Source organism: Polyangium spumosum (assembly GCF_009649845.1).
GTDB lineage: Bacteria > Myxococcota_A > Polyangia > Polyangiales > Polyangiaceae > Polyangium > Polyangium spumosum.
Genome location: NZ_WJIE01000025.1, coordinates 1 through 25,860 on the forward strand (window position 1 = coordinate 1; position 25,860 = coordinate 25,860).

General features: G+C 70.4%; 23 protein-coding genes. 7 read left to right on the forward strand and 16 right to left on the reverse strand.

Translation table 11 applies throughout. The features are described from left to right. Positions 1–132 precede the first annotated feature (132 nt). Positions 133–1,242 (reverse strand): THUMP domain-containing class I SAM-dependent RNA methyltransferase, encoded by a 1,110-nt coding sequence (locus tag GF068_RS40205; RefSeq protein ID WP_153824856.1) that lies wholly within the window; start codon positions 1,240–1,242, stop codon positions 133–135. Between the two features lie 142 nt (positions 1,243–1,384). Between GF068_RS40205 and GF068_RS40210 the strand changes: the two genes are divergently transcribed. The 3 genes from GF068_RS40210 to GF068_RS40220 are packed head-to-tail and all read left to right on the forward strand — an operon-like array spanning position 1,385 to position 3,860. Next, positions 1,385–1,903: a peptidylprolyl isomerase gene (locus GF068_RS40210; protein ID WP_153824857.1), complete on the forward strand. Its 519-nt coding sequence runs from the start codon at positions 1,385–1,387 to the stop codon at positions 1,901–1,903. Beyond that, on the forward strand, positions 1,903–2,832 hold the full coding sequence (locus GF068_RS40215) for a hypothetical protein (protein WP_153824858.1): 930 nt from the start codon (positions 1,903–1,905) through the stop codon (positions 2,830–2,832). The genes GF068_RS40210 and GF068_RS40215 overlap by 1 nt, the downstream gene beginning before the upstream one ends. 26 nt (positions 2,833–2,858) lie before the next feature. Next, a complete protein-coding gene (locus tag GF068_RS40220; protein ID WP_153824859.1) occupies positions 2,859–3,860 on the forward strand; it encodes a dipeptidase in 1,002 nt (333 codons plus the stop codon). A gap of 56 nt (positions 3,861–3,916) precedes the next feature. On the opposite strand, the gene GF068_RS40225 is transcribed toward GF068_RS40220, so the two are convergent. From GF068_RS40225 to nudC, 4 genes are all read right to left on the reverse strand, one after another. Beyond that, positions 3,917–5,239, reverse strand: coding sequence for a DUF1552 domain-containing protein (locus tag GF068_RS40225; protein ID WP_338046769.1), 1,323 nt, complete (start codon positions 5,237–5,239; stop codon positions 3,917–3,919). Further along, positions 5,236–7,290: a DUF1592 domain-containing protein gene (locus GF068_RS40230; protein WP_153824860.1), complete on the reverse strand. Its 2,055-nt coding sequence runs from the start codon at positions 7,288–7,290 to the stop codon at positions 5,236–5,238. Before GF068_RS40230 ends, GF068_RS40225 begins: the two co-directional genes overlap by 4 nt. 120 nt (positions 7,291–7,410) lie before the next feature. Further along, positions 7,411–8,889, reverse strand: coding sequence for a hypothetical protein (locus GF068_RS40235; protein ID WP_153824861.1), 1,479 nt, complete (start codon positions 8,887–8,889; stop codon positions 7,411–7,413). 202 nt (positions 8,890–9,091) lie between these two features. Beyond that, positions 9,092–9,937, reverse strand: a complete 846-nt coding sequence (nudC, locus tag GF068_RS40240) for an NAD(+) diphosphatase (RefSeq protein ID WP_153824862.1) — start codon at positions 9,935–9,937, stop codon at positions 9,092–9,094. 111 nt (positions 9,938–10,048) lie between these two features. Here nudC and GF068_RS40245 point away from each other — a divergent pair, with 111 nt between their 5' ends. Next, complete coding sequence (locus GF068_RS40245) at positions 10,049–11,530, forward strand: sensor histidine kinase (RefSeq protein ID WP_153824863.1); 1,482 nt, start codon at positions 10,049–10,051, stop codon at positions 11,528–11,530. 8 nt (positions 11,531–11,538) lie between these two features. Here the strand turns inward: GF068_RS40245 and GF068_RS40250 are convergent, their stop codons facing one another. Genes GF068_RS40250 through GF068_RS40265 form a run of 4 tightly spaced genes read right to left on the reverse strand, consistent with a single transcriptional unit; the run spans position 11,539 to position 15,786 of the window. Next, entirely contained in the window at positions 11,539–12,255 is a 717-nt protein-coding gene (locus GF068_RS40250) for an SDR family NAD(P)-dependent oxidoreductase (RefSeq protein WP_153824864.1), read from the reverse strand. Further along, positions 12,252–13,559 (reverse strand): aminotransferase class III-fold pyridoxal phosphate-dependent enzyme, encoded by a 1,308-nt coding sequence (locus tag GF068_RS40255; RefSeq protein WP_170319975.1) that lies wholly within the window; start codon positions 13,557–13,559, stop codon positions 12,252–12,254. Before GF068_RS40255 ends, GF068_RS40250 begins: the two co-directional genes overlap by 4 nt. Continuing rightward, on the reverse strand, positions 13,559–14,302 hold the full coding sequence (locus GF068_RS40260; protein WP_153824866.1) for an SDR family NAD(P)-dependent oxidoreductase: 744 nt from the start codon (positions 14,300–14,302) through the stop codon (positions 13,559–13,561). The genes GF068_RS40255 and GF068_RS40260 overlap by 1 nt, the downstream gene beginning before the upstream one ends. Continuing rightward, positions 14,299–15,786, reverse strand: coding sequence for a radical SAM protein (locus GF068_RS40265; protein WP_153824867.1), 1,488 nt, complete (start codon positions 15,784–15,786; stop codon positions 14,299–14,301). Before GF068_RS40265 ends, GF068_RS40260 begins: the two co-directional genes overlap by 4 nt. Before the next feature lie 53 nt (positions 15,787–15,839). Between GF068_RS40265 and GF068_RS40270 the strand changes: the two genes are divergently transcribed. The 3 genes from GF068_RS40270 to GF068_RS40280 are packed head-to-tail and all read left to right on the forward strand — an operon-like array spanning position 15,840 to position 18,252. Continuing rightward, positions 15,840–16,610, forward strand: coding sequence for an ABC transporter ATP-binding protein (locus GF068_RS40270; RefSeq protein WP_153824868.1), 771 nt, complete (start codon positions 15,840–15,842; stop codon positions 16,608–16,610). Further along, complete coding sequence (locus tag GF068_RS40275; RefSeq protein WP_153824869.1) at positions 16,607–17,638, forward strand: ABC transporter permease; 1,032 nt, start codon at positions 16,607–16,609, stop codon at positions 17,636–17,638. Before GF068_RS40270 ends, GF068_RS40275 begins: the two co-directional genes overlap by 4 nt. After that, entirely contained in the window at positions 17,635–18,252 is a 618-nt protein-coding gene (locus GF068_RS40280; RefSeq protein WP_153824870.1) for a hypothetical protein, read from the forward strand. The genes GF068_RS40275 and GF068_RS40280 overlap by 4 nt, the downstream gene beginning before the upstream one ends. Positions 18,253–18,255: 3 nt before the next feature. Here the strand turns inward: GF068_RS40280 and GF068_RS40285 are convergent, their stop codons facing one another. The 7 genes from GF068_RS40285 to GF068_RS40315 are packed head-to-tail and all read right to left on the reverse strand — an operon-like array spanning position 18,256 to position 25,837. Then, a complete protein-coding gene (locus GF068_RS40285; protein WP_153824871.1) occupies positions 18,256–19,389 on the reverse strand; it encodes an alpha-hydroxy acid oxidase in 1,134 nt (377 codons plus the stop codon). A 29-nt stretch (positions 19,390–19,418) separates the two neighbouring features. Then, complete coding sequence (locus GF068_RS40290) at positions 19,419–21,101, reverse strand: hypothetical protein (RefSeq protein WP_153824872.1); 1,683 nt, start codon at positions 21,099–21,101, stop codon at positions 19,419–19,421. Next, on the reverse strand, positions 21,098–22,354 hold the full coding sequence (locus tag GF068_RS40295) for a hypothetical protein (protein ID WP_153824873.1): 1,257 nt from the start codon (positions 22,352–22,354) through the stop codon (positions 21,098–21,100). The genes GF068_RS40290 and GF068_RS40295 overlap by 4 nt, the downstream gene beginning before the upstream one ends. A 26-nt stretch (positions 22,355–22,380) precedes the next feature. Further along, on the reverse strand, positions 22,381–24,072 hold the full coding sequence (gene cysC / locus GF068_RS40300; protein ID WP_153824874.1) for an adenylyl-sulfate kinase: 1,692 nt from the start codon (positions 24,070–24,072) through the stop codon (positions 22,381–22,383). Then, on the reverse strand, positions 24,065–24,613 hold the full coding sequence (locus GF068_RS40305; RefSeq protein WP_153824875.1) for a M67 family metallopeptidase: 549 nt from the start codon (positions 24,611–24,613) through the stop codon (positions 24,065–24,067). Before GF068_RS40305 ends, cysC begins: the two co-directional genes overlap by 8 nt. After that, entirely contained in the window at positions 24,607–25,557 is a 951-nt protein-coding gene (locus tag GF068_RS40310) for a PLP-dependent cysteine synthase family protein (protein ID WP_153824876.1), read from the reverse strand. Before GF068_RS40310 ends, GF068_RS40305 begins: the two co-directional genes overlap by 7 nt. Positions 25,558–25,567: 10 nt before the next feature. After that, positions 25,568–25,837 carry a MoaD/ThiS family protein gene (locus GF068_RS40315; protein ID WP_153824877.1) on the reverse strand — a complete coding sequence of 90 codons (270 nt, stop codon included), beginning with the start codon at positions 25,835–25,837 and terminating at the stop codon, positions 25,568–25,570. Between the last annotated feature and the right edge of the window lie 23 nt (positions 25,838–25,860).

Consider the following 25,860-nt stretch of genomic DNA (forward strand, 5'->3'; position numbering starts at 1 on the left):
CCTTCACGGGCGTGGGTGGTGGGTCCTGCTGTTCGAGGGCCCGCAGGGCCCGAGTTCGGGGGGACCACCCACGCCCGTGAAGGCCCGGCCCGGCGCCGATCCCCCGCCCAGCAGCCGCCCCATCCCGCCCTTTCACCGAATCGAATACGAAAACAACCTGCACTCGATCGGCCCATTCCAGACCGTGTGCTCCATCATCGGCCGGATCCGCATCGCCCGCGGGATCTCCGGCGTCCCCGCCAGGATCACCACCGTGTGCCCTGACAACCTCCGAAACGCCTCCGCCATCCCCCGGTAAAGCTCCTCGCCCCCGGCCAGCCGCTCCCCGTACGGCGGGTTCGTCACGATGAAGCCCGCCGGCTCCGTCGCCTCCACGTCCCGCACCTCCGCGCGCGAGAAATGCAGCCGCACCCCTGCCGCCTTCGCGTTTTGCTTCGCCGTCTCGATCGCCTGCGCCGACACGTCGCTCCCCGCGATGAACGGCCCCTCGCTCTTCATGCGCGCTCGCGCCGCCTCGCGCATCTCTGCGATTCGCCGCTTCCGCGTCTCGTCGTGGCTCGGCCACCGCTCGAAGCCGTGCCGCGGCCGGAGCAGCCCCGGCGCCACGTCGCGCGCCCAGAGCGCCGCCTCGATCGGGATCGTCCCCGAGCCGCACATCGGGTCCACGAGCGGAGTCGCGCGGTCCCAGCCCGCGAGGCGCAGCATCGCCGCGGCCAGCGTCTCCTTGAGCGGCGCCTCCTCGATGCGCTTGCGGTAGCCACGCCGGTGCAAGGACTCCCCCGCGAGATCCACGTACAGGGTCGCTCGATCCCGCACCACGTGCACGAACACCCCGAGATCCGGGTCGTCGAGATCCACGTTCGACCGCGCGCCGTACTGCCTGCGTTGCTCGTCGACGATCGCGTCCTTCGTCTTCTGCGCGATGTACTGCGTGTGCGTGAGGCGGCTGTCCTTGCAGGCGGCGCGCACCGCGAGCGTGCGCTTCGGCTCCAGGTAGTAGCTGAGATCCACGGCCTTCACGCCCTCGTAGAGCGCGTCCTCGTTCGGCGCCTCGAACTCGGCGAGCTGCGCGAGGATACGCACCGCGATGCGTGACTCCAGGCACGCCCGCATGCCCTCCTCGATCGGCCCTTCGAAGTGCACGCCGCCTCGGTCCGCGCGCACCTCGCGGAAGCGCGCCTCGCGTAACTCGTCGCGCAGCGCGCCCTCCGTGCCCGCCGCCGCGGTCGCGAAGAAACGCATCGGTTCGCCCCGGTTCTTCCGCTCGGTTCGCATGTCGTCGGTCCGGGGCGTACGCTTGTGGAGACCAACACGCAAGGGGTTGTTCGTGTCGCCCTCGTCGCCCCTTGCCGAACTCGCCCGAGAGGGCCTACGCTTCGCGCTCATGGCAAACCCGACTGCGCTCCTCGAGACCTCCCTCGGCAACATCAAGGTCGAGCTCCTCGTCGACAAGATGCCGATCACGGCCAATAACTTCATCAAGCTCGCGAAGAGCGGTTTTTACGATGGTCTGCATTTCCATCGCGTGATCAACAACTTCATGATCCAGTTCGGCTGCCCGCACAGCCGCGACCCGAAGAGCCCGCGCGCGGGCACGGGCGACGGGCCTGACGGCACGATCAAGGACGAGCACCCCGCGGACGCCAGGATCTCGAACGAGCCCGGCACCCTCTCGATGGCGAACACCGGCGAGCCCAACAGCGGCTCCTGCCAGTTCTTCATCAACACCGTGCACAACCATTACCTCGACTGGTTCACGCCCGGGCCCTCGAAGCACCCCGTCTTCGCCCGCGTCATCGAGGGCATGGACGTCGTGCGCAAGATCGAGACGACGCGCACCGACCGCGACGATCGCCCCGTCACGCCCGTCCGCATGAACCGCGTCACCGTCGACGGGGTTTGATGTCCGAGGCCGCTCGCCCGTTCGCCCTCCTCGCGGCGTCGTTCGTGCTGGCCCTCGGCTGCGGCGCGAGCCGCCCGACCTTGGCGCCTGCCGTCGAGCTCGCCGCGGGGCCTCGGGCCGCGCCGCCCGAGGCCGATGGCGAGGGAGAGATCCTCGTCTGGGGCACGGTGAACGGCAGGACGCGGACGACGTTTCGCGTGGCGGGCGACGGGCAGGTGCTCGGCGAGCAGTCGGGCGTCGTCCTCGCGACGAGCCGCGGCGAGCTCGTCTGGCGTGAGCGCGAGCAGGAGGTGAAGCTCGGCGGCTGCGAGGGGGGCGCGCCGGAGGAGGCCCTCGAGCCCGGCAAGGTGACGCAGGCCTGGCTCGCGCCGCGTGACGCGCAGGCGCGGCAGGTGGTCGTCGATCCGAGCAGCGACGGCGACGGCATGGCGGAGCTCTCGCACGGCGTGGAGCTGCTCGGCAGCGTCGGGCCGTACCTCTTCGTGCACGAGAGCGTGTACATCTTCGCGTGCGGCGCGCACGGCAACTCCGTGTCGAGTTTCACCTTGTGGGACGCGGAGGCCGGAAAGCCGCTCGATCTCCTGCTCGAGCTGCCGAACAAGGAAGCCCTCGCGAGGCGCGCCGAGCCGATGCTCGACGAGGGCGACCAGGATCCGGAGGAGGCGCGCAAGCAGGAGGATCTGCCGGAGCTCGTGCAGATCATGCCCGTGTATGGCCTGCGGGGCGGGCTCCGCGTGGACGCGCAGTTCATGCGCGGCGATTGTTATGCGTGCAGCGACGGCCTCTGGAGCTCGTACACGCGCAGCGCCGTCCTTCCGAGTGATGGGATGCCCGAGAGGTTCGCGCCGTGGTCGACCCCGCCCGTCGCGCTGGTGAAGTTCCTGCAATCACGCGCGGGCTTCGTGCTCGGCGGTTGGTCGCGGCGCTAGCGATTTTTTGCTAGGCTCGGCGCGCCATGCACGGCTCCCCCGAAGCGCGCGCGCTCCACGACCTCTACCCCGCGATCGATTTGCATGCCGACAGCCTGATGTGGTCGCGCTGGGTGAACTACGACCTGCACGCTCGCCACGAGCCGCCGCTTCCGTTCGCCGCGCTCGGCGGGCACGTCGACGTGCCGCGCATGAAAGAGGGCGGGATGGGGGCGCAGTTTTTTGGCCTCGTCTCGCTGCCGATCGGCCAGCGGCACGGGCTCGCGCGGGTCATCGACGAGCAGATCGACGCGCTCGAGGGGCAGATCTCGCGCGCCCCGCACCGCATCATCAAGGTGCGCACGGCCGCCGAGATCGAGGCGGCGCGCGCGCGCGGGCAGGTCGGCGCGCTGCTCGGCATCGAGGGCGGGCACGCGCTCGAAGGTTCACTCGACAAACTCGCTCATTTTGCGCGACGTGGGGTGCGTTATCTCAGCCTCTGCCATTTCAGCCGGAATGAGCTCTGTTATCCCGCGTATGGCCGCGGGCGGCAGGACGACGCGGGGCTCACGCAGTTCGGCCGCGAGGTCGTCGCGGCTTGCGAGGATCTCGGCGTCGTCGTCGACCTCGCGCACATCAATCGCGCGGGGTTCCTCGAGGCCTGCGCGATGGCGAAGCGCCCGCCGATCGTCAGCCATACGGGCGTCATTGGCGCCTTCGAGCACTGGCGCAACGTGGACGACGCGCAGCTCCGCGCCATCGCCGACAAGGGCGGCGTCGTGGGCGTCATCTTTTGCCCGCAGTTCCTCGGCGGGGACGGGCTCGCGCCCGTCGTGAAGCACCTGAAGCACATCATCGACGTATGCGGCGAGGATACGCCCGCGCTCGGGTCGGACTGGGACGGCTTCATCGTCCCGACCCGGGATCTCTGCGACGCCGCGCGATTGCCATTGCTCACGGACGCGCTGCTCGCCTCGGGGATGCGGCCCGAGGCGATCGGGAAGATCCTGCGGGGCAATGTGATGCGGGTGCTCGCGGACGTGCCGTGAGGGGCGGGAGGCGCGGGCGACGGGGGGGATTCGCCGCCCGCGCCTCCGGAGGACGATCACAGGTTCGGCAGCGGGCCCGTGCCGTTGTCGCCGAACGTGGTCGTCGGGACGCCGACGCCGTTCAGCATTGAAATGAAGAGGTTCGCGAGCGGCGTATCGTCGGGATAGACGACGTGCCTGCCGGGCTCGAAGACCCCGCCGAGGCTGCCGCCGACGAGGACCGGCAGGTTCGTGTGCCTGTGGGCATTGCCGTCCTCGATCTCGCTGGAGAAAAAGACGGCGGAGGTGTCGAGCGCGCTCAGCCCGTTGCCCTCGTCGATCGCCTGGAGCTTGCCGAGCAGGTAGCCGAATTGCTCGACCTCCCACCGGTCGATCGTCGTGAGCTTCTCGAAATTCTCGGGGATGTTCTGGTGGTGCGAGATCTCGTGGTGCCCCTCGTTCACCAGGAGGAACGGATAACTCCGGCCGCTGCCGGCGTTGCCGAGCATGAAGCTCACGACGCGCGTGGCGTCGCATTGCACGGCGAGCGCGATGAGGTCGAGCATCATCTTCACGTGCTCGGGGTAGGGCAGGTCGCCGGGCGGGCGGTCCATCGGCGTGCATTGCGGGCCGCTGCCCGTCTTCTGGATCTTCTTCTCGAGCTCGCCGATGCCCGTCATGTATTCGTCGAGCTTGCGCCGGTCCGTCGTGCCGAGCTTGCCGGAGAGCGAGTTCGCCTCCTCGAGCACGTAATCGAGGACGCTCGTGCGGTAGAGCTGCTGCCGCGCCTGCTCCTCGGCCGTGGCCTTGGGGTCGAAGCCGCCGAAGAGGATGTCCCAGACGACCTGCGGGTTCACCGCCTTCGGCAAGGGTTGCGTCTCCGAGGCCCAGGAGATGTTGCGCGCGTAAGCGCAGCTATACCCCGAGTCGCAATCGCCCGCGGAGGAGCCGCCGTCGATGCCGAGCTGGAGCGAGGGGATCCGCGTGAACTGGCCGAGGTGCGCCGCGGCGACCTGGTCCATCGAGATGCCGTTCTTGATGTTCGCGCCCTCGGTCTTCACGACGTGGCGGCAGGTGAGAAAACCCGCCGTGCCCGCCGCGTGATCCCCGGGCCCGTCCGGCCGCGCGGGCGTGTTTGCCAGGCCCGTGAGCACGAGCAGTTTGTCCCGGATCGGGCCGAGCGGCTCGAGGATGGTGGGTAGCTGGTAATCGGCGCCCTCCGCCTGCGGCGTCCAGGCCGGCATGTGGATACCGTTTGGCACGTAAAACGTGATGATGCGCTTGAGGTCGCTCGGCTCGGCCTTCGCGTCCTTCGAGGAGAACATCTCGAGCGCCGGCAGGGCGAGGAGCGCGCCGGCTCCGCCGAGGAAGGCGCGTCGTGACAGCTTGAAACGTTTCACTTTGCACCTCCCGGCGCCTCTCCGCGCCGCATCCGGAACGGCTCGCTCGTCGCGACGAGCTTGATCAGTTCGGCGAACGTCTCTCCGCGGTCGCCGAGCTCCTTCGTCATGTGCTCGAGGTCGTCCGCGTCGGCCGCCTCGTGGCCGCGGCCGAGCGCGTAGGTGAGCATCTGCTCGGAGACGCAATGCAAGAAGCGCGGGTCCTCGGCGAGGATGCCGCTGAGCTCCGCGAGCCCGTCGAACGTCTTGCCGCCGGGCAGGACGCCGCTCGAATCGACGGGGAAGCCGAGGTCCACCGTGCGGAACGAGCCGATGCCGTCGAAGTTCTCGAAGCCGAAGCCGAGGTTGTCCATCTCCTCGTGGCAGCCGGCGCAGATCGGGTTCGCGCGGTGGATCTCGAGGCGCTGCCGGATCGAGCCCGTGGGCACCTCCTCGGTGACGAGCCCCTCGACGCCCGGGGGCGGCGCGTCGGGCTCGGTGCAGAGCATCTGCGTCATGATCCATTTGCCGCGCTTCACGGGCGAGGTGCGCGTCGGGAAGGACGTGACCGTGAGGATGGAGCCCTGCGCGAGCAGGCCCTTCCGGTTCGGATCCTGGAGCGTGACCCGGACGAAGCCCTCCCCCTGGAAATCCTTGATCTCGTAATGCGTCGCCAGCGCCTGGTCGATGTACGTGAAATCGGCGGTGAGCATCCGGGGGATCGGCAGGTCGCTCCGCAAGAACTCCTCGAAGAAGAGGCGGGTCTCCTGCCGCATCGACTCGCGCAGCGTGGCGTTCCACTTGGGGAAGGCGTGATAATCGGGCTGGTGATCGTCGAGGGCCCGGGTGAAGAGCCATTGCCCGGCGAAGTTGTCGACGAGCGCCTCGGCCTTCGGGTCCGCGAGCATGCGCTCGACCTGCGCCTCGATCTCGGCCGGATCTTGCAATTTGCCCTCCCGCGCGGCCGCGAAGAGCTCCTCGTCGGGCATGCTGCTCCAGAGGAAATAGGAGAGCCGCGAGGCGAGCTCGAAATCGTTCAGCGGGTGCGCGGGGGCGTCGGCGTTGGGGTCGGGATCGAGCTCGGGGCGGAACAGGAAATGGGGCGAGGTGAGGATGGCGCGCAGCGCGATCTCGATGCCGTCGGAGGGGGTTTGTCCCTGCGCCTCCGCGAGCGCGACCACGCCCACGAGCTTGTCGATCTCGGCCTCGCCGACGGGCCGGCGGAAGGCCCGCTCGGCGAATTTCTGGAGGATCTCCCGTACGCACGTGGCGCCGCTCGTGGGATCGCAGACCACGATACGCTCGCGGATCGGGTTTTTCCCGACGACCCCGAGCGGGCCCTCGATCTCGATCCAGTCGACGTGGAGGTTCCGGTCCGCGCCCAGGTCGGGATCGTAATAATCGTTCGTGAACTCGACCGAGACCACCTGCGTGCCGGCGTTGGCGCTGGCCTCGGCCTCGACGACCACGGCATTGGCGCTCGTCGCGCTGACGTCGAAGCTCCCGGCGATGGCGCCGCCGACGACGAGGTTCATCTTCACGGGATCGGGGCCCGCTTGATCACCCCAGACGCGCGCGGCGATTCGATACGTCCCCGTGGAGGGGAACTCGTGCGTGAGCGGCAATTCGCCGCCGCTCCACAGGTTCCAGTCGTCGCCGGAGGCCTGGCCGACCTGGCCGGTGAGCGTCTCCGCCTCGACCCGCAGCGTCGTGGAGGGCGAGGGGAGGTGCATCGCCTCGCGGGCCAGATCCTCGGCCGCGCGCGCATAAAGTTCGGCCTGGAGCGGCGAGATCGAGAGCACGTCCGCGATGTTGTCGAAGCCGTATCCGCGATCGTCGGCGGGGAAATCGTCCGCGGGCCGCAGCGTCGTGCCGAGCAGGTCGCGGACCGTATTGTTGTACTCGGCGCGGTTCAGCCGGTGCATCGTGACGCGCCCCGGATCCGTTCCGGGCGTGGCGGCGTCGTCGGAGCATCCAAATGCGGCCGGCGCGAGGACGGCCACGAGGACGAGCGGTGGAATGGGGAATCCGCGCCGTTTGTGGCGCGGCTCTCTGGGAATCGAACGAGGCATCGTCTTCCTCCTGGTCAAGGAGGTTACCGGATGCCGCCGATCGGATGGGCAGGAAATGGGGAGACGGGCGGCGAAATCAGCCTCGCCGGTGGAATCTTTCGGCGAGGGCCGACGTGGGGTTCACTCGAGCGGGGCGAGGCTCAGCGAGCAGTAGTAATACGTGCCGGTGTTGGACGGATCCTGGGAATCGGTCTTGACCTGCATCTTGACCTGGGTCGCGCCCGCCGTGATGAGCGCGCCGTCGATCCAGAGGGCGTGGTCCTGGCCCTCGGCGCCGCTGCCGTTCTTCAGGAACTGATCATTGCCGTCGAGCAACGAGACCTGCAGGCCGCGGAGGCCCGAGCCGCTGCGCTCCGCCGTGCAATACGCGCTCGCGAGGCCCATGCCCTCCGGGACGGGCACGACGAAGGTGTCGACGTCGCCGGCCGCGAGGTCGCCCGTGATGGCCGTGACGCGGCCGGTCATGTCCTCCGTCGGCGTGAGCTCGAGGCCCTGGGCGGCGCTGTCGTTCGGCTCGGTCTCCACGAGGTTCGAGCCCGCCTGGACGTGCGAGAAGAAATAAAAATCGTTCGCGCCGCCCGTGATGCCGTCGGGCCGCGCGAGGGTGATGAGGTAACTCTTGCCCTTCCCGCAGGGCATCGTGAGGCTCGGCAGCTCCGGATAACCAAACGAGACGTCGAGGACCGTCATATCGGTCCGGGCGAGCACGACGTTCGGCGCGCTCGCGTCGGCCACGCTCACGAGGACGCCGTTCGTCGCGGTCGAGCCGCTCCCGTCGGGGCCGGCGGGGGCCCAGAAATCGAAGATGCAGAGCGCGCGGCTGCCCGGATCGACGGGGAAATCACCCGCCACGGTGAATTCGTAGACGTCCTTGTCCGAGACCGCGGAGAAGGTGCCCCAGCCAATCGACTGGTAACCGGAGATGGGGCCGCCATTGGGGAAGGAGACGGTCTTGACGGTCGTGGATTGCGCGGGCGTCTCGTTCGGCTCGCCGTCGACCGTGATCAGCGGCGCGTCCGGGTTGAGCTCGAACACGCTCACGTTGTAATCGACGTTCGTGATGTTCTCGGCCGGCGCGCAGAAATCGGGGCCGAAGACGGTGCCGCACTCGGAGACCTCGAGGCAATACGTGCCGCTCTCGGGGACGAGGTAAAGCAGCTCGCTGTCGTTGCTGCCCGACATGTCGTCGTTCTGGGCGATCTGCGTCTTCCCGTCGGCCGAAAAGAGCGTGATGACCGTATCGGGGTACGTCTCGTTGTACGGATCCTCCTCGGGCTTGCTCGTCGCGCCGAGATAAATCGCCTGGCCCTTCGTGAGCTCCACCTTGTAGTAATCCCTGTCGGACGCGACCGGGTCGAGCTTCGACGGGACATCCATCCCCAGGAGATCGAGCACCTCCGCGGTATCGCAGCTCGTGTTCCCGTCGGCGTCGGGGCCGCCGCCGCCGCTGCCGCCATTTCCGCCCGCGCCGCCGCTGCCGCCTTGCGCGCCGCTGCCCGCCGTGCCTCCGGGATCGTCACCGCACCCGATCCCCATGGAGCTCACGGCCACGAGGGAGAGCGTCGAGAGCAAGAGTCCGAAGAGATGCCTGGATCGCATGGTGCCTCCGCCAATCGAGACCAAGGAATGTGCGAGCCGAACATGGGGTCGCACGGGTCCACCAGAACATTCCTACAACCACGCCGAGCCGCCATCAAGACCGGCATTGGTGGTCAGGAGAGCGACCAGAGAGCGATCACACGAATGCAGTGCATTATGGAGGCGGGACGTACGTCGCGACGCGCGTCGGTATGCCCGAGCGTCAGGGCCGGCGCGCGAGCCATTCGTCGATGAGCCTGCGCGCAATGCTCATCGGCGGCGGGAGCTTGGGCAAGGCCCCGCGGTCGAACCACGCGGCGTCCTCGAGCTCGGTCCGGTCGACGACGAGCTCGCCGCCCGTGCGTCGCGCGAAGAACCCGATCATGATCTGGTGCGGAAAAGGCCAGGGCTGGCTATCGAAATATCGGATATCGTCGATCTCGATGCCCGTCTCCTCGCGGGTCTCGCGCCTGGCGCAGGCCTCGAGCGTCTCGCCGGGCTCGACGAACCCCGCGACGAGGCCGTACATGCCCGGAGGAAAACGAGGCTGGCGCGTCATCAAGATACGCGGGCCGTCCTCGACGAGGACGATGATGGCGGGCGTGACGTGCGGGAAATGCTGGTGCGCGCAGCCGGTGCAGCGCTTCGAACGACGCCCCTCTTCGATCACGAGCGGCGCGCCGCACGTGCCGCAGAACTGGTGCGTCCGATCCCAGTATTGCACCTGGAACGCCGTGCCCGCGGCGGCCTCGAAGTCCGGATCGAGGCGGCCGTGCAGGCGGCGCAGCGAGACGTACACAAAGCCGGGCGGGACGGGCGCGTCTCTCGCGAGCTCGGCCGATCGGCACGGGACGGCGTCGAGCCAGCCGAGCGGCTGGACGCGCACGGGATCGAGGCCGAGCGCGCCGAGGCTCTCGAGGGCGGGCACGTCGTAAGGAAACGGCGGCGCGGGCGCGTCGCTCTCCGCGAGGCGAACGAGCAGCTCGTCGCCGCGAAACGCGAACCAGAGGCCGAGCGGAGGCGCGCCGCGGAGCGCGGGGTCGCCGCGGAAACGAGGTGTCTTGTTCATGCGCGAGGAGCCCTCGGGCCCCATCGTAGCAAGGTCGCGCTTTCCCGCGGGCGCGACGAGGTCGTCCGTCGATGCGGTTGGCACTCGGTCCCGCCGGATCATGTTCGTCCCATGGGTGACGTTCGTGATTCACGAGGGAACCGGAGACGACCGCTGCGGCTGAGCCAGCTCCTCTCGCTGGGCGTCGCCGCGTTGTCGTTCCTCGTCGTCCTTTCGGCGTTGTCGCTGATTTTTTTGACCACGATCCTCCACCAGACCACGGTGCGCCTCGACAATGCCATCGCGGGGGCCGGGCTCGCGCGGGACGTGGAGCTCGAGCTCCTCGATTATGGGCGCCTGGCCCAGCACGCCGCCGAGCGGGAAGGGGACGCGCAGGACGAGGAGCGAGCGGCCGTGTATCGCTCCGTCCGCGAGCGGCTGGTCGAGGCCGAGGCGCACATCGGGACCGATACGGAGAGGGCGGTTTTGCATGAGCTCTCCCGGCGGCTCGAGACGTATTTCGGCGCGCGGGACAGGCTGGAGCGGGCCGGCGTGCCGCTCGGCCTGGCGCTCCGGCAGACCCAGGTCGATTTCGGCGAGATGATGTCGAAGGCCGGCGAGCTCGTCACGATCAACCACGCGGACGCGGCCGCGGCGCGTGATCGCGCGGGGTACTGGGACGAGGTGGCGAACGTGATGAGCCTCGTGGTCGTCGCCGGGCTCGTCGTGTTCGTCATCGGCCTCGCGCAAGGGGCGCGCTCGCAGATCTACGTCCCGCTCTCCGCGCTCCGGGACGCCATCGAGCGATTCGCGAGCGGCGACGAGCGTTCGCGCGCCCCCGCCATCGGGCCCGTCGAGATCCGCGAGCTCGCGGAGGAGTTCAATGACATGGCCGCGTCGATCGCCCGGAAACGCGAGGAGCAAATCGCCGTGCTGGCGGCCGTCGCGCACGACCTCCGCAATCCGCTCGCGGCCATCAAATTGTCCTCGGCCGCGCTCGGGCGAGGCGCGCCTCTCACGGATCCGCGGGTGCTCCGCACGCTCGCGGTCGTCGATCGGCAGATCGATCGCCTGAGTCGAATGACCGACGATCTCCTGCAGGCGACGCGGATCCAGGCCGGCCAGCTCGAGCTGGCCAGGAAGCCCTCGGATCTCGGAAAGATCCTGCGCGAATCCGTCGATCTGTATGCCTCGACGTCGCCGAATCACCGCCTCTCGCTCTCGGTCCCCGAGGGATCGCTCGTATGCAATGTCGACGAGGCGCGGGTCGCTCAGGTCCTCGACAACCTGATCAGCAATGCGATCAAGTATTCACCCACCGGCGGCGAGATCCGGATCGTGGCGCGCCCCGAGGGGGAAGAGGTGGTCGTGGCCATCTCGGACCAGGGCGTCGGAATGGCGGCCGAGGACCTGCGCCACATCTTCGAGCCGTTCCATCGCGCGGCCTCCACGCGGAAGGTGGTGCACGGGGTCGGGCTCGGGCTCTCGGTCGCGAGGAAGATCGTCCACGCCCACGGCGGGCGCATCGACGTGGAGAGCCGGCTCGGGGAGGGCACGACGTTCCACGTGCGCCTGCCCATGTGGAGGCACGAAGCCGCGCAGCGCTCTGCTTGAAGGACGGCTCAGATGCCCCCGTTCGCGCTGATCACCTTGCCATTCATGTAGGTATTGTGCAGGGCGATCCAGGTGATCGTCCTCGCCGCCTCCTCGGGCGCGCCGAGGCGCCGGAGCGCGCTGAAGCTCTTGTATTCGTCGGCGAGCTTCGGATCGAGCTCCTTGCCGATGCCGGCGTCGAGCAGGCCGAGGGCCACGCCGTTCACGCGCACGCCGCGCGGGCCGAGGTCCTTCGCCGCGGCCATGACGAGCGCGGCGACGAGCCCTTGCGAGGCGGCGAAGACCGCGGGGACGGGGAGGGATTGCGCGCGGTCGAGCGCGGAGACGAAGACGAGGTCGCCGCCGCGGCCCGAGAGCCGCCGGCCGAATTCGCGGCAGACCTGGAAGACCGAGCGGGCATTGACGGCCATCGTGGCCTCCCAGTCGTCGTCCGTCGCCTCGAAGACGGGCGCGGGGCGGACGATGGCGGCGCAATGAATCACCACGTCCGGCAGCGCGCCCTCGGCTTCGAGCGAGGCCGCGAGGCCCCCCATGGCCGCGGCATCGACGAGATCGAGCCGGAGGGGGCGCGCCGCGTGTGCTTCGGCGAGCGCGCGGGCGCGCGCCTCGGCGTGGTGGTACGTGAAGGCCGCGGGGACGCCCGCGCGCGCGAGCTCCGCGAGGACGGCGCTGCCGACCGCGCCGGTGCCGCCGAGCACGAGCGCTCTTCGTTTCGGTTCGTTCATCCGAGCCCCTCGATGTATTCGAGCTCCTCGGCCACGGCCGCGACGAACGCGTCGAGCTTCTCCTCGGGGATGTCGAAGCGCGGCTGGAGCCGGAAGAGGCTCCAGTCGTGGCCGCAGGTGAAGCAGAAGAAGCCGCGGCGATAGAGCCTGTGGCAGACGAGCGGGGAGATGATCGATTTCTGTCCGAGGCCGTCGTAGCCGAAATGTTCGAACGAGAGCCAGGGGTGATCGGGGCTGCTGAGCGCGACGCCCTGCATGAAGCCCGCGCCGCGCGCCTCGCGGAAGAGCGGTGAACGCGTGAGCGTCTCCGACAAACCGTTTTTGAGCTTCTCGCCGAGCCGCGCGACGCGGCCGATGAGCTCGTCGGTGAGGAGGTCGAGGGCGGCGAGGGCGGCGACGCAGGAGAGGGCATTGAAGCCCATCGTCGTGTTGTGGCTCTCCCCCGAGGCGAAATGGTCGCCATAGGCGCGGAGGAAGGTCTCGCGCCTCGTGAGCATGGCGGAGATCGGCGTGATGCCGCCGCCGAGGTGTTTGGCGAGGAGAACCACGTCGGGGCGGCGCGGCCAATGGGCGGTGGCGAGGAAGCCGCGGCCCGTGCGGCCGAGCGCGGTCTGGACCTCGTCGGCGACGAGCAGGGTGCCGTGTCTCTCCGTGAGCTCGCAGAGCGCCTCGACGAAAGGCGGGGGCAATTCACGCACGCCGCCTTCGCCCTGGATGGGCTCGACGACGATCGCGGCCACGTCGCCGGGCGCGAGGGCCCTCGCGAGGGCGTCGATGTCGCCGAAGGGGACGTGCTCGGCGCCCTCGACGAAGGGGGCGAACGGGTCGCGGAGGTAACCCTTCGTCATGAGCGAGACGCTGCCGAAGGTGCAGCCGTGATAGGCGCCTTCGAGGCCGAGCAGGCGCGGGCGTTTCGTGAGGGCGCGGGCGAGCTTCAGGGCGGCCTCGACGGCGTCGCTGCCGGTGCAGGCGAAGAAGGCATTGTCGTAAAAACCGGCGCGCTCGCAGAGCCTCCGCGCGAGGCGGCCGGCGAAGGGGTTGACCCGCGCCGGATACCAGGAGGGCGCGTCCGAGTCGAGGTAGCGCCGGATCGCGTCCGCGATATACGGATTTCGATGGCCGAAGGCCTGGGTGCCGTGAAAATCCTCGACCGCGTGGCCCTGCTCGTCGAAGAGGATCCCGCCCTCGGCGCGGACGAGCTTGATGGGCTCGCCGGCGAGCGCGGCGCGCTGCGCGATGAGGGGGTTCACGAACTCGCGGTATTCGTCGAACCCGCGCCGCAGGATGTCGTCGTACGCGTCCACTAGAGCCCTCCGTCGAGCACCACCTTGGAGCCCGTCATGAAGGTGTTCGAATCGGAGACGAGGAACGCGGCCATCTCGGCGACCTCGCCGGGCCGCGCGAGGCGGCCGAGGGGGCATTTGTCGAGGTACTCCTTTTGCCGGTGCTGCGGCAGGCCCTGCGCCATGCCGACCTCGGCGAGCCCCGGCGCGAGCAGGTTCACCCGGATCGAATACCGCCCGACCTCACGCGCGAGCGCCTCCGTGAGCCCGCGGAGCGCCGATTTCGAGGCGGCGTAATGGATCGGCGATTCGATGACGCGCTCCGAGGCGAAATTGCCGATGTTGAGGATGCTCCCCTTCTTCGCCCGGATCATGTGGCGCAGGGCGGCGCGGCTGTAGAGGTAGACGCCCTTCACGTTGACGTCCATGAGCTCGTCCCAGTCCGACTCCTCCAGCAGCGAGATGGGCAGGACCTGCGTGATGGCCGCGTTGTTCACGAGCACGTCGACGCCGCCGAACGCCGAGACGACCGCGGCGACCGTCGCTTTGACGTGCGCGCTGTCCGCGACCGATCCTTTGAAGACCAAAGGTTCGTCCCCGACCGCGGCGACCGCGCGCCTCGCGTCCTCGGCGCTCGCGTCGTCCTTGTGGTACGTGAGCGCCACGCGGGCCCCGTGGCGCGCGAAGGCGACGCTCATGGCGAGGCCGAGGCCACGCGTGCCGCCCGTCACGATGCAACGTTTTCCCTCGAGGAGGCGCGTCATGTCACGCGCCCACGCTGGAGGAGGGGGAGCGACCGCCTCCCCGCGCGTTCACCCCAGGCGCGTGGCTCCTGCATGAAGCGCGGCTCCTTCTCCCGGTAGAGGATGTTGTAATTGCAGACGGGGATCGTCGAGCCGTCCGCATAACAGTTGGAATCGCAACATTGATACGTGCGCTCCACGTCGAACGTCTCCTCGTCCATGTGCGAGTGCACGTAGACGGCCTTGGCCGCTCGCTCCGAGATACGCAGCGCCTCGGCCGGCGAGAGGCGTTTGTCTTTCGGGAACAATTTCCGGACGAGTTTGTCGAGGAGCGCGAGGCCCCGCTCGTCGCCCGGCTCGCCGCGCGCCCAGAGCATGTCGATCGCGTCCTGCAGCGCCCGCTCGAGGCGCGTCCCCGGCTCCAGGTAGAGGTGATCGGCGAGGCAGTCGTACATGGTCTCGTGATCGAGGAACCGCAAGAAGGGCAGGGCCGGGCCGCCCTCGTCGTCGAGCAGGAGATAGGCGATCTGGTAGCAGAGCGGGTGCGCGCTCGGCGAGGGGACGAAATCGGAGACGCGTAACATGCCGCCCGTCGTCTCCTCGATGGCCTCGAGGACCTCGAGCATGGAGATGCGGCCGTCGCGATCGAACGAGGCACCGCCCTGGCCCGTGTACGTGATCGTGTGGATCTCGAGGTGGCGCACGCACGAGAGCTCGAGGCCCATGCGGATGATGCGGCCGACCTCCTTGTCGTTGTAGCCACGCGTCATCACGGGGATGAGCGTCGTGTCGACCTGATGTTTGTCGAGCAGCTCGAGGACCTTCACCTTGAGGTCGACGAGCGTCGCGCCTTGCAGGGCGCGGTCCGTGTGTTTGTCGAAGGTGTCGAAGGAGAGCGCGATCCGCGCGCCGTGATCGGCGAGGCGCTTGACGAGGTCCTCGTCGCGCGCGAGGCGCACGCCGTTCGAGCACACGCTGACGCGGTGGATGCCGCGCGCGCGGGCCATCGAGACGAGATCGAGCAGGTGCGGGTGCAGGAGCGGCTCGCCACCCGTGAGGTTGACGATGTCGAGGTCGCCTCCGTGATCCTCGACGAGGTGATCGAGGACGCGGGAGAACTCCTCCCGGCTCATGTGGAACGCGTCTTCGTTCTTGTTGTGGACGTAGCAGATCGGGCAATCGAGGTCGCACGCGCTCGTGATGGTCACGACGGGCAAGCGGACCTTCTGCGTGTGGCTCTCGCAGGGGCCGCAGTCGAAGGGACAGCCGTGCTCGATCGGCCTTCGCACCTTCGCGGGCCTCGCTTCCCTGGGCACGATGGCGCGCGTGCGCTCGTACCACGTGGCGCTCGTCGAGAGCCGCACCTCCTGCGCGCCGTGCGTCGGGCAGCGCTTCTGCATCCAGGCTTCGCCGCTCGGCGTGGCGACGACACGCGCCGGCAGGGCGGCCTTGCACACCTTGCAGAGGCTCGTGGTCTCGTGGAGGAGTCGCGCTTCGGCCTGCATGTCCGTTCGAGGATACGCGAAGAGCGGGGCGGATCGGATAGGCTTCGAGGCGCATGAACGAGGGGCGCGCCGCGGAGATCGTCGCTGCCGTCGGGCTCACGAAGCGCTTCGGCGACACCGTGGCGCTCGACGACGTGAGCTTCGCCGTCGAAGGGCCGGGGCTCTGCGCCGTGCTCGGCCCGAACGGCGCGGGGAAGACGACGCTGCTCGACATCCTCCTCGGCCTCGCGGAGCCGACGCGCGGGACGTTCCGGCTCTTCGGCGACGCGCCGCGGCCCTACCCGCGTCGCCGCGTGGGCGTGGTGATGCAGAAGGAGGCGCAGATCGAGCGGGTGACGGCGCGCGAGTACGCCGAGCTCTTCTCGGCGATCTACGGCGTGCGCGGCGGGGAAGCGCGGATCCTCGCGCGCGCGCGGCTCGAGCACCGCGCCCGCACGGCCGTGACGCGGCTCTCGGGCGGCGAGGCGGCGCGGCTCTTCATCGCGACGGCGGTGGTGCACGATCCCGCGCTGGTGTTCCTGGACGAACCCACGGCGCACCTCGACCCGGAGAACAAGCGGCTCGTGGGGGAGATGCTGCGCGAGATCGCGGAGGAGCGGACGCTGCTCATGACGACACACGATCTGCGCGAGGCGGACGCGCTCGCCGATCGGCTGCTCTTCCTCGTGGGCGGGCGCGTGCGCGCGAGCGGGACGAAGGCGGAGCTCGCCCGGGCCGTGCCCGAGGCGGAGCGGCGCGGGCTCCCGGTCGAGGACGCGTTTTTCCATTTCTGCGCGATCGAGATCCACGAGGGCCAGGCGACGCGGCGCGGAGCGGCGACATGAGCGCATTCCTCGTGCTCGTACGGATGCGGCTCCTCGACACGCTGCGGAACCGGAGCTCGATCGGGTTCACCTTGATCTTCCCGGTCGTGCTGCTCGGCGTGCTGGGGCTCGTGTTCATGCACGGCCACCCGTTCGAGCGGCGGTACGTCGCCGTGATCTCGCCGGGCGCAGGGGGCGCGGAGAGCGCGGCGATCGAGCAGTGCGTCGCGGAGCTCTCCGCGTTCGAGGAGGTGCGCGTGGGGCGCGAGGCGACCGAGGCCGAGGCGCTCGGGAAGTTACGCGCGCGGATGGCGAGCGCGGTGCTCTCGGCTTCGCCCGAGGGCGTGACGCTGCGCGTGGGGACGCGGGATCGGATCTTCGGCGGAGGGCTCGTGTCTGCGCTCTCGGCGCGCCCGCGCCTCGAGGTCGTCGAGGGGCCCGCGTGGGGGTATGTGCACTACCTCTTCCCGGGGATCCTCGCGTTTTCGGTGCTGGCGTCGGGCCTCTTCGGGATGGGGTATCCGATGGCCCTGTTCCGGCAGAACCTGTTCCTGAAGAAGCTCGCGACGACGCCGCTGCGCAAGGGCACGTTCATCGCGGCGAACGTCGCGGCGAGGTCGTCGATCGTGCTCGTGCAGGTCGTCTTGCTCGTCGGCGCGGCGTGGCTCTTCTTCGATCTGCCTCTCGACCTCGTCTCGTTCGGCTGGCTGCTCGTGATCTCGATGCTCGGCGTGATCACGTTCCTCGGCGTGGGCTTCGCGCTCGCGGCGGCGATCGACAACGCCGAGCTCGTCGTCGACGTGATCAGCGCGATCAACATGCCGATCGTCTTCCTGTCGGAGATGTTCTTCCCGCTCGCGTCGCTTCCGCGCCTCCTGTCGACGATCGGCGCGCTCTTGCCCTCGACCGAGATGGTGCGCCTCTCGCGCGCGGTGCTGCTCTACGGCGTGACCGACGCGTCGCGCCTCGCGGGAGGGCTCGGCGTGATGGCGCTCTGGGCGGCGGCGACGTTCGCCGTTAGCCTCGGGTTCTTCAAATGGCACAGATGAACACGCCCCTCGCCTCTCGCCTGCTCGCGCTCGGGGCGCTCTGCGCCTGGGCGCTCACGGCAGGCGCTTGTCGGTCGAAGGAGTGCGTGCCGGGGCAGCAGGTCGCGTGCGCGTGTGCAGCGGGCGCGCAAGGGACGCAGGTCTGCGACGACGAAGGGGCGCGGTATTTGCCGTGTGTCTGCGGAGCGCCGGCCGCGGCGACGCCCGGCGCGCGGGCAGGCGTCGGGGAGCCGCCGCGGCCGAGGCCGGTGCTCGCGAAGAAGCAAATTCGTTGCGGGACAAACGTTTGCGAGACCGCGTGTTGCGCGACGTACGAGCCGCCGACGTGTACACAGGACGGCAGGTCGTGCCCGAGGACCGCGAGCGGGGAGGGCGTGATCTTCGAGTGCGACGGGCCCGAGGACTGCGGCGCGGAGGCGTGTTGTCTGATCCCGGGTGACCGGACGATCGCGGCGGTCTGCGCGCCGAGAGGCGAGTGCCGAGGGACGTTCACGCACCCGCGGCTGGGGACGACGGTCGCGCCGCGGGTGGTGTGTCACGCAAACCAGGACTGCGCGCTCTCGGAGATATGCTCGCCGGCGGGCGCGGTGGCGGGGATTTTGGTGTGCAAGTAGGGGTCACCGCGGCCGTCGTTCGACGAGCGTGTTGTCGATCGACGCGAGCGAGGGGCAACCGGCGAGCGCCATGGCCGTCGCGAGCTCGTCGCGGAGGATCTCGAGGACCCGGAAGACGCCCGCCTCACCGGCGGCCGCGAGGCCCCAGAGAATGGGCCGGCCGAGCATGACGGCGTTCGCGCCGAGCGCGAGGGCCTTGAGCACGTCCGTCCCCCAGCGCACGCCGCCGTCGACGAGCACGGGGACGCGGCCCGCCGCGGCCTCGACGACACGCGGAAGGACGTCGAGCGTGGCCGGCGCGGCGTCGAGCTGACGGGCGCCGTGGTTCGAGACGATGATGCCGGCGGCGCCCGCGTCGATGGCGAGCAATGTATCGTCCGGACGAACGATCCCCTTGAGCAGCAAGGGCAACCGGGTGATGCCGCGCAGCCAATCGACGTCGCGCCAGGAGAGCGAGGCGTCGTGTCGCGACGCGATGTACTGCTGGAGGGCCGAGCCCGCGGCGTCGACAGCGAGATTGGCGTCCACGAGGTTCGCCATGACGAGGCCGTCCGGCAGGCAGAACCCGTTACGAACGTCGCGGAGGCGTCGGCCGAGGACGGGGGTGTCGACAGTGAGGACGAGGGCGCGAAAACCGGCGGTCTCGGCGCGCTCGACGAGGGAGCGGCTGAGGCCGCGGTCCTTGTGTACGTAGAGCTGGAACCAGAGCGGGCCGCTCGAGGCGCGCGTGATGTCTTCGAGGGAGGTCGTGGCGAGCGTGGAGACGGTGTAAAGGGTGCCCGCGCGGGCGGCGGCGCGCGCGGTCGCGAGCTCGCCCTCGGGGTGCGCGAGCTTGTGGTAGGCCGTCGGCGCGACGAGGATCGGCATCGAGACGGGCACGCCGAGGATCTCGGTCTCGAGCGTCAGGCGCGAGACGTCGACGAGGACGCGGGAATGGATCTGCCAGCGGCGAAAGGCGCGCAGGTTCTCGCGCAGCGCGCGCTCGGCGTCGGCGCCGGAGCGATAATAATCGTACGCCATGGCCGGGAGCGAGGCGCGCGCGGCCTTCTCGAAATCACGCACGGTGAGCAAGCCCGAGGAGGCTTCCTTTTGCGGGGCGTGGAGGAGGGTCTTCCCGGGATCGTCGCTCGAATGCATGGCGAGATTTTAGTACGTGCCTCACCTGCTCAGGGCGGGAGCGCGCGCACGAGCACGAGGGCGTCGGCTTTGCCGGCGAGCAGGCGGAGCTCGGCGTTACCCTTGGCCCCCGCGTCGCCGGCGCAGAGGCGATCGGTCGAGACGAACCGGCCGCGGGTGACCGTGTTCTCGCCCGTGGAGGCGTCGGCGAGGCGGAGATCGAGGCCCGTGCCGCCACGATCGAGCGCAGCCACGACCTCGACGCAGCCACGCGCAGGGACGTCGAAGGGCAAGGCCACGCGCGCGCCCGCGTCGAGCGAGACGACCTGGGCCGAGGAGGCCGCTGCGGCCGAGGCGCGCGCGCCGCCCGCGTCGAGCACGGCGAGCAGGCGCGCCGCCGCGAGGGGATGCGCGACGAGCGAGGCCGGCGCGGCGTCGTCCTTGCGCAGCTCGACGGCGAAGGGGCCAGGGCGCGCGAGGGCCTCGACGTCGATCCGCGCCGGTCCACCCGCGCCACAAGCGAAGAGCGTGACGCCCGCGCCGCCGCGGCCCTCGGCGAGCAGCGCGCCCCGATCGGTCCAGAGCGAGGCCGAGGCGTCGGCGAGGGGCTTGCCCGCGACGACGTCGATCCGCGCGCAGCCAGCAGGCAAGTCGAGCGAGGTGGCGGTGCGGCTGCCGAGCCTGGCGGAGCCGGTGAACACGGTCTTCGCGGGGCCGAGGCCCTTGCCGGCGAGGTCCTTGGCGAGGGCCGCGCGCGTCGCGGCGAGCTCGCGGGTCTCGGTGACGTGCTCCGCGCGGGCAGACACGTCGAGGGAAGCGCCCGCGCCCGGCGCCGAGCGGCTCGCCACGACGGCGGCGACGCCCGCCGAGGCGCGCGGCCGGATCGCCACCGTGACCTCGACCGTGGTCGCCGAGCAGAGCACGATCGATCGATCGCGGCCGCGCTCCTTGCCACGCGCGAGGATGCGGCCCGCGGCGTCCTCGACGACGACCTCGAGGGAGCCGAGCTCGTCACTCGGGGAGACGAAGACGTCGAGGCAACGGCCCGCCTCGACGGCGGCGGTGAGGCGCGTGGCGGCACGCGGCGCGACGGGCACGGCCGCGCGGCGCACGTCCTCCCAGCGGCCGCCGAGCCAGGCGCGATGCGCGAGGAGCTTCGCTTCGAGCCCCGGCCAGGCTTCGAGCCGGCCCGTCTCGCCGCCGGAGAGGCCCCGCGCGCCGGCCGCTTGCTCGACCGCGGCCGTCGCGGTCGTGGGCACGCTGTGCACGCCGAGGCCGACGAGCCCCGAGCCCGACACGACACGCGCCGCGACCCAGAGCCGCTTCGGGTGCGGCGGGCAGATCAGGACCGCGGGGCGCGCGTCGGTGGACTCGTCGACGGCGAAGCTCGCGCCGTCGTCCTCGTAGGCGAAGAGATCGACGTCGACGACGGAGGGGGATCCACGCGCCATGACGAGCGCACACGCGTCGTGCGGGACCTCGACGAACGCGCCGAGCTTGTCGCCCTCGGACAGGTACTCCGAGGCGATGACCACGAGCGCGCCCGCGCCCGCCGCCTGCACCCGCGCGGCGTCCGCGGCGAGCAGCGCGCGTCCATCGGCCTTGCCCGGCAGGACACGAGGCGGCGCGGGCTTCGTCGCCGCCGGCTTCGCGGGCTTCGCGGGCGCGGGGCCGCAGCCGGCGACGAGCGCCACGAGGGCGAGCGCGCAGGCCTTCGCAGAGCGTCGCGTCAAGGCTCGCCCCCGCCGAGCGCGAAGAGCGCGAACGTCCACCACACGCCCGCGCCGCGCGCCTCGACGTCGATCCGCGCCGCCTCCTCGCTCTCGGCGCAGAACGCGAGCGCGGCGCCCTCGGGACGATCGACCACCTCGTCGCGCACGTAACGATCCCCCACCGTCGCCGAGAGCCGCAGGCCCCGCGACTCGCCACGCGCGACGGCGATGGCCGCGAGGTAACACCGCCCCGGCTCCAGCGTGACCGGCACCATCGTCGGGCCCGTGACGCCGAGCGACTCGGCCACGGGCGGAGACGTCGGCTCGGGCGCGTTGCGCCTCCGGAGCGCGAGCGCGAAGCCGGCGCGGGTGCGCGCGCCCCAGTGGTTCGGGACGGCGCGCGCGATGGGCCAGACGGCGTCCATCGCGATCGTCGGCACCAGACCCGCCGCGCCCGCGTACGGCACGGTGACACGAGTCGCCTCGCCGAGGCAGAAGTCGAGCCGCGCGTCCGGGCTCTCGCTGCGATCCCGCGCGAGCACGCGGCCCGCATCGTCGCGCGCCTCGGCGTCGACGTCGGTCGCGCGATGCGGGAACGTCGTCGGCACCGCGGCCATGATCTGCACGCGGTGGCAACCTTCGCCGAGGCGGAGCTGGTACTCGCCCGCGCCCTCGGGCGAGGCGATCATGGGCACCCGCGTGAACCGCGTCGCGCCCTCGGCGCGCGCCTGCTCCTCGGCCTTCACGGTGCGCTCGGCGAGCGGCCCCGGCTCGATGGGCCTGCCCGGGTTGCCGCGCGGCGCGACGAGGCCGAAGGCGCGCTCGGGCAAGGCGTCGCGTACATCGCCGAGCGGGTCGGGCGAGCGCGCCACGACGAGCTCGATCGCGCCGCGGCTCGAGCGCATCGCCACGACGAGCCGCGCGAGATCGGCGCGGCGTGTCCCGCACCGGACGAGCGACACGGCGCCGAGCGAGCTCCTCGTGCCGCGCTCTGCCGTGTCGATCGTGGGATGGCCCTGCGGCAAGAGGCCGGCGGGCAAGGACGGGGCGTCGGCCTCGGAGGCCGTGAGCACGGCGAAGTCCGCGTTGGGCGCGCCGAGCAGCACGACCGTCGTGCAGCCGGGGACCTCGTCCTCGTGGGGCTCCTTCGCGACGACGATGCGGCCGCTCCGGCCGTGCTCGAGGAAAACCGGCGAGAGGCGCGTGGTCTCGGCGCCGCGGGCTCTCCAGGTCTTCGCGAGGCGATCGGCGTCCTCGACGAGATCGGCCTTCACCTCCGGCGCGACGAGGAGCGACGTGATCAGGGCCGCGAGCGAGGCCCCGCGAGCAGCACGTGCGCGACCTCGGGCCGCAGCAGCTCCGGCGGGGGCGTCGCCTCGCCGCGCGTGATCATGTCGAGGATCTCGGCCTCGGTGGCCGTGATCCACGTGGACGTGTCCCCGGGGGCGCTCCGTGGGGTCGCCATCGAGTTCGTCCGGGTGGAGTAAAACGCGTCCTCGAAGCAAAGTGGCACGACCCCGAGCTCTCCGGGAGCATAGACGCGGAAGGCCCGCTCTGCACCGCCCACGCCGCCGACGTAGGTCGATCCGACCAGGATGGCGTGGGAACAGCCGTGGTTCTGGCACACGATCGCGTCGAGCACCGCGCGCCGCCCCCCGCCCGACCACGTCGCGAGGCCCGCCGACAGGACCACCCGTTCGACCGGGAAGTATCGCTCGACGAGGACCTCGTGGCACCGCAGCCGCGACGGCAGGCCGACCGCCTCCGTCTCCCGCTCCCCTTCGAACGTCTCCAGGATCTGGAACCAGAGCCCGCCCGTGATCTCCAGCGCGACCTTGGCGAGGTGCTCCTCGGCCCGCCGCGGCAGCGAGCGCGTGCGTGTGCCCGCGACGGTCACGAAACCTCGTGTCGCCAGCATCGCCCGCGTCGTGGCCGGATCATAGATCGGGAGCCCGTGTGGCCGGGCGCGCCGCTCGAACACGTGCACCTCGCCGCCCACGAGCACGGGCCCGCGCGCCTCGTGCCGCGCGAGATCCGGATCGACCTCCCCGAGCGGCCCCACGAGCCCTCTCGTGGGCCGGTAGAGGTCGTTCACCTCGATCACCGCGACGAGCCGCCCGTCGCGCGTCCGGAGCGCGGCCTCCGCGCCGATGCGCAAGGCCCCGGCCGCCTCCTCGCTCACCGGCAGCGTGATCGGCAAAGGCCAGGGCAGGCCGTTTTCGAGGCGCATCTCCCGCACCACGCGCAGGAAATCTTTCTCGCCGAGGAACCCCTTCAGCGGCGAGTACGTGCCCTTCGCGAAGTGCTCGACGTCGATCTCGGCCTCTGCGTCGAGCTCGATCACCGGCAGCACGCGCGCGTGTTCCGCGAGCGCCTCCCGCAGGGCCGGCGCGACCGCGCGGAGCACGAGCTCGCCGCCGTGCGGACGCACGAGCAGCGTCGAGGGCTGCTGCGCGCGCCCGCCTGCGCGCACGTGGCCGAGCTCTTCGAGCTTGCCGAGGATCTTCGCGAGGCTCTCCTCCTTGGTCTCGCGATCCGTGTACACCGTGACCTCGGGCGAGACGGGCGGCTCGTACGGATCGTCGATGCCCGAAAACCCCTTGATCTCGCCCGCCAGCGCCTTGCGGTAGAGCCCCTTCGGATCCCGCTCCGCGAGCGCGTCGATCGTCGCCGCGCAGTACACCTCGACGAACCTCTCGATCTGCGCGCGTTGCTCGTCGCGGATCGCCCGGAACGGGCTGATCGCGCCGGTGATCGCGCACGCCCCGCTCCGCGCCACGAGCTTCGCCACGAAGCCGATGCGGCGCACGTTCGTGTCGCGATCCTCGCGCGAGAAGCCGAGCCCCTTCGACAGATGCGTGCGCACCTCGTCGCCGTCGAGCACCTCGACGTGCAGCCCGCGCGCGCGTAGCTCCGCCGCGAGCATCGCCCCGAGCGTGCTCTTGCCGGCGCCCGAGAGGCCCGTGAACCAGACGACGAAGCCGCTACCCATCAACGACGGTGATGCCGCGCGGCACGAAGCCCCGCGCCTCCGCGTCCCACACGAAGAGCCGGTGCTCCTCGATCACGCCCGCGCGTACGCTCGTCACCAGGAACGCGAGTGGCCACGCGGGCCCGGGGCCCATCGTGATCACGCCGCCCTCCTCGGCGGGCGGCTCGCCCAGACTCATCACGGCCGCGTCCGTCGGGCTGAAGTACGCGCCCGCGTCGAGGTGCGAGTGGTAGAGGATCTTCACGGGCCGCCCTTCCTGCGCGGCGGCGCGGACCGCGTCGTCGAACTTCTTCTCGTTGAACGAGAAAAACGTGCGCGCCGTCCGGAAGTACCGCTCGGGATCGATCGCGTGCAGCTTGTTCGCGACGTTCTGCATCGGCACGGCCTCGTCGCAGACGAGCGGGCTCTCGGCGGGGCCACGCAGGTACCCACACGCCTCCTCGTCGGCCGCGTAGCCGCGGAGCGCGTCCTCCTCGACGACGGCGAGCGCGGCGCGCGTGATCGTGAGATCCGCGCGTGTCCACGGAGGATCCGTCACCATAAATAACGCTTCTCCCACTTCATCGGCGCGAAGTAACGATCGCCGCGGTCGCAGACGATGGCAACCACGCAGCCGCCTCCCGCCGTCCGGTGCAGCTCCTTGGCGATCTCCACGGCCGCGAACACGTTCGCCCCGCTCGAGTGCCCGACGTGTAGCGCCTCCTCCCGCGCGAGCCGGTCGGCCATGTCCCAGCCCTCCTCCGTGCTCACGCGGAACGTCTCGTCGTAGGCGCTCGCGTCGTGGATCGCCGGCACGAGCGAGCTCGCGAGGTGCTTCAACCCCTCGAGCCCGTGCAAGGGCTCCGTCGGCTCGACGGCGACGCAGCGGATGGGACGCGTGTGCTCCTTCAGCCTGCGCGACGTGCCCACGATCGTCCCGCTCGTCCCGATGCCCGCGACGAAGTGCGTGAGCCTGTCGCCGAGCGCGTCGAGGATCTCCACGGCCGTGCCGTGGTAGTGCGCGAGCGGGTTGTTCGGGTTCGAGTACTGATCCGGGTAGAAGTACGTCTCCGGGTCCTTCGCCACGATCTCGCGCACGTGCCGGATCGCGCCGTCGGAGCCCTCCATCGGATCGCTGAAGATGATCTCGGTGCCGAACGCGCGCGTGATGTCCTTGCGCGCCCGGCTCACGTTCGAGGGCATCACGAGGCGCACGGGCACGCCGAGCGCCGCGCCGAAGATCGAGTAGGCGACGCCCGTGTTGCCGCTCGTCGAGTCGATGAGGATCTTCCCCCCGCCGAGCTCTCCCGCCTCGATCGCCTTCGTCATCATCCGCTTCGCGGCCCGGTCCTTCACCGAGCCGCCGGGGTTCGCGAACTCGAGCTTCGCGTACACCTCGACGCTCGGCGCCTCCCGGGCCACGCGATCGAGCCGGACGAGCGGCGTGTCCCCGACGGCCTCGATCACCGAAGCGAGGCGGCGCGATCGCACGAGCGACGAGCGCATCCTGCCTTCCTCAGCCGCCCGCGATCGCGGGCACGATCGAGATCTGGTCCGTGGCCTTGAGCTCCGTCTTCAGGCCCTCGAGGAAGCGGATGTCCTCGTCGCCGACGAAGATGTTCACGAAGCGGCGGACGCCCTTCTCGTCGAGCAGACGATCGCGGATGCCCGGGTGGCGCTTCTCGAGGTCCTCGATCAGCTCGGCGACGGTCGCGCCCGTCGCCTCGACCTCGTCTTTGCTTCCGGTGAGCGTGCGCAGGGGGGTGGGGATTCGAACGAGGGGCATGATGGTTTGTCTCCGTTTCGTGT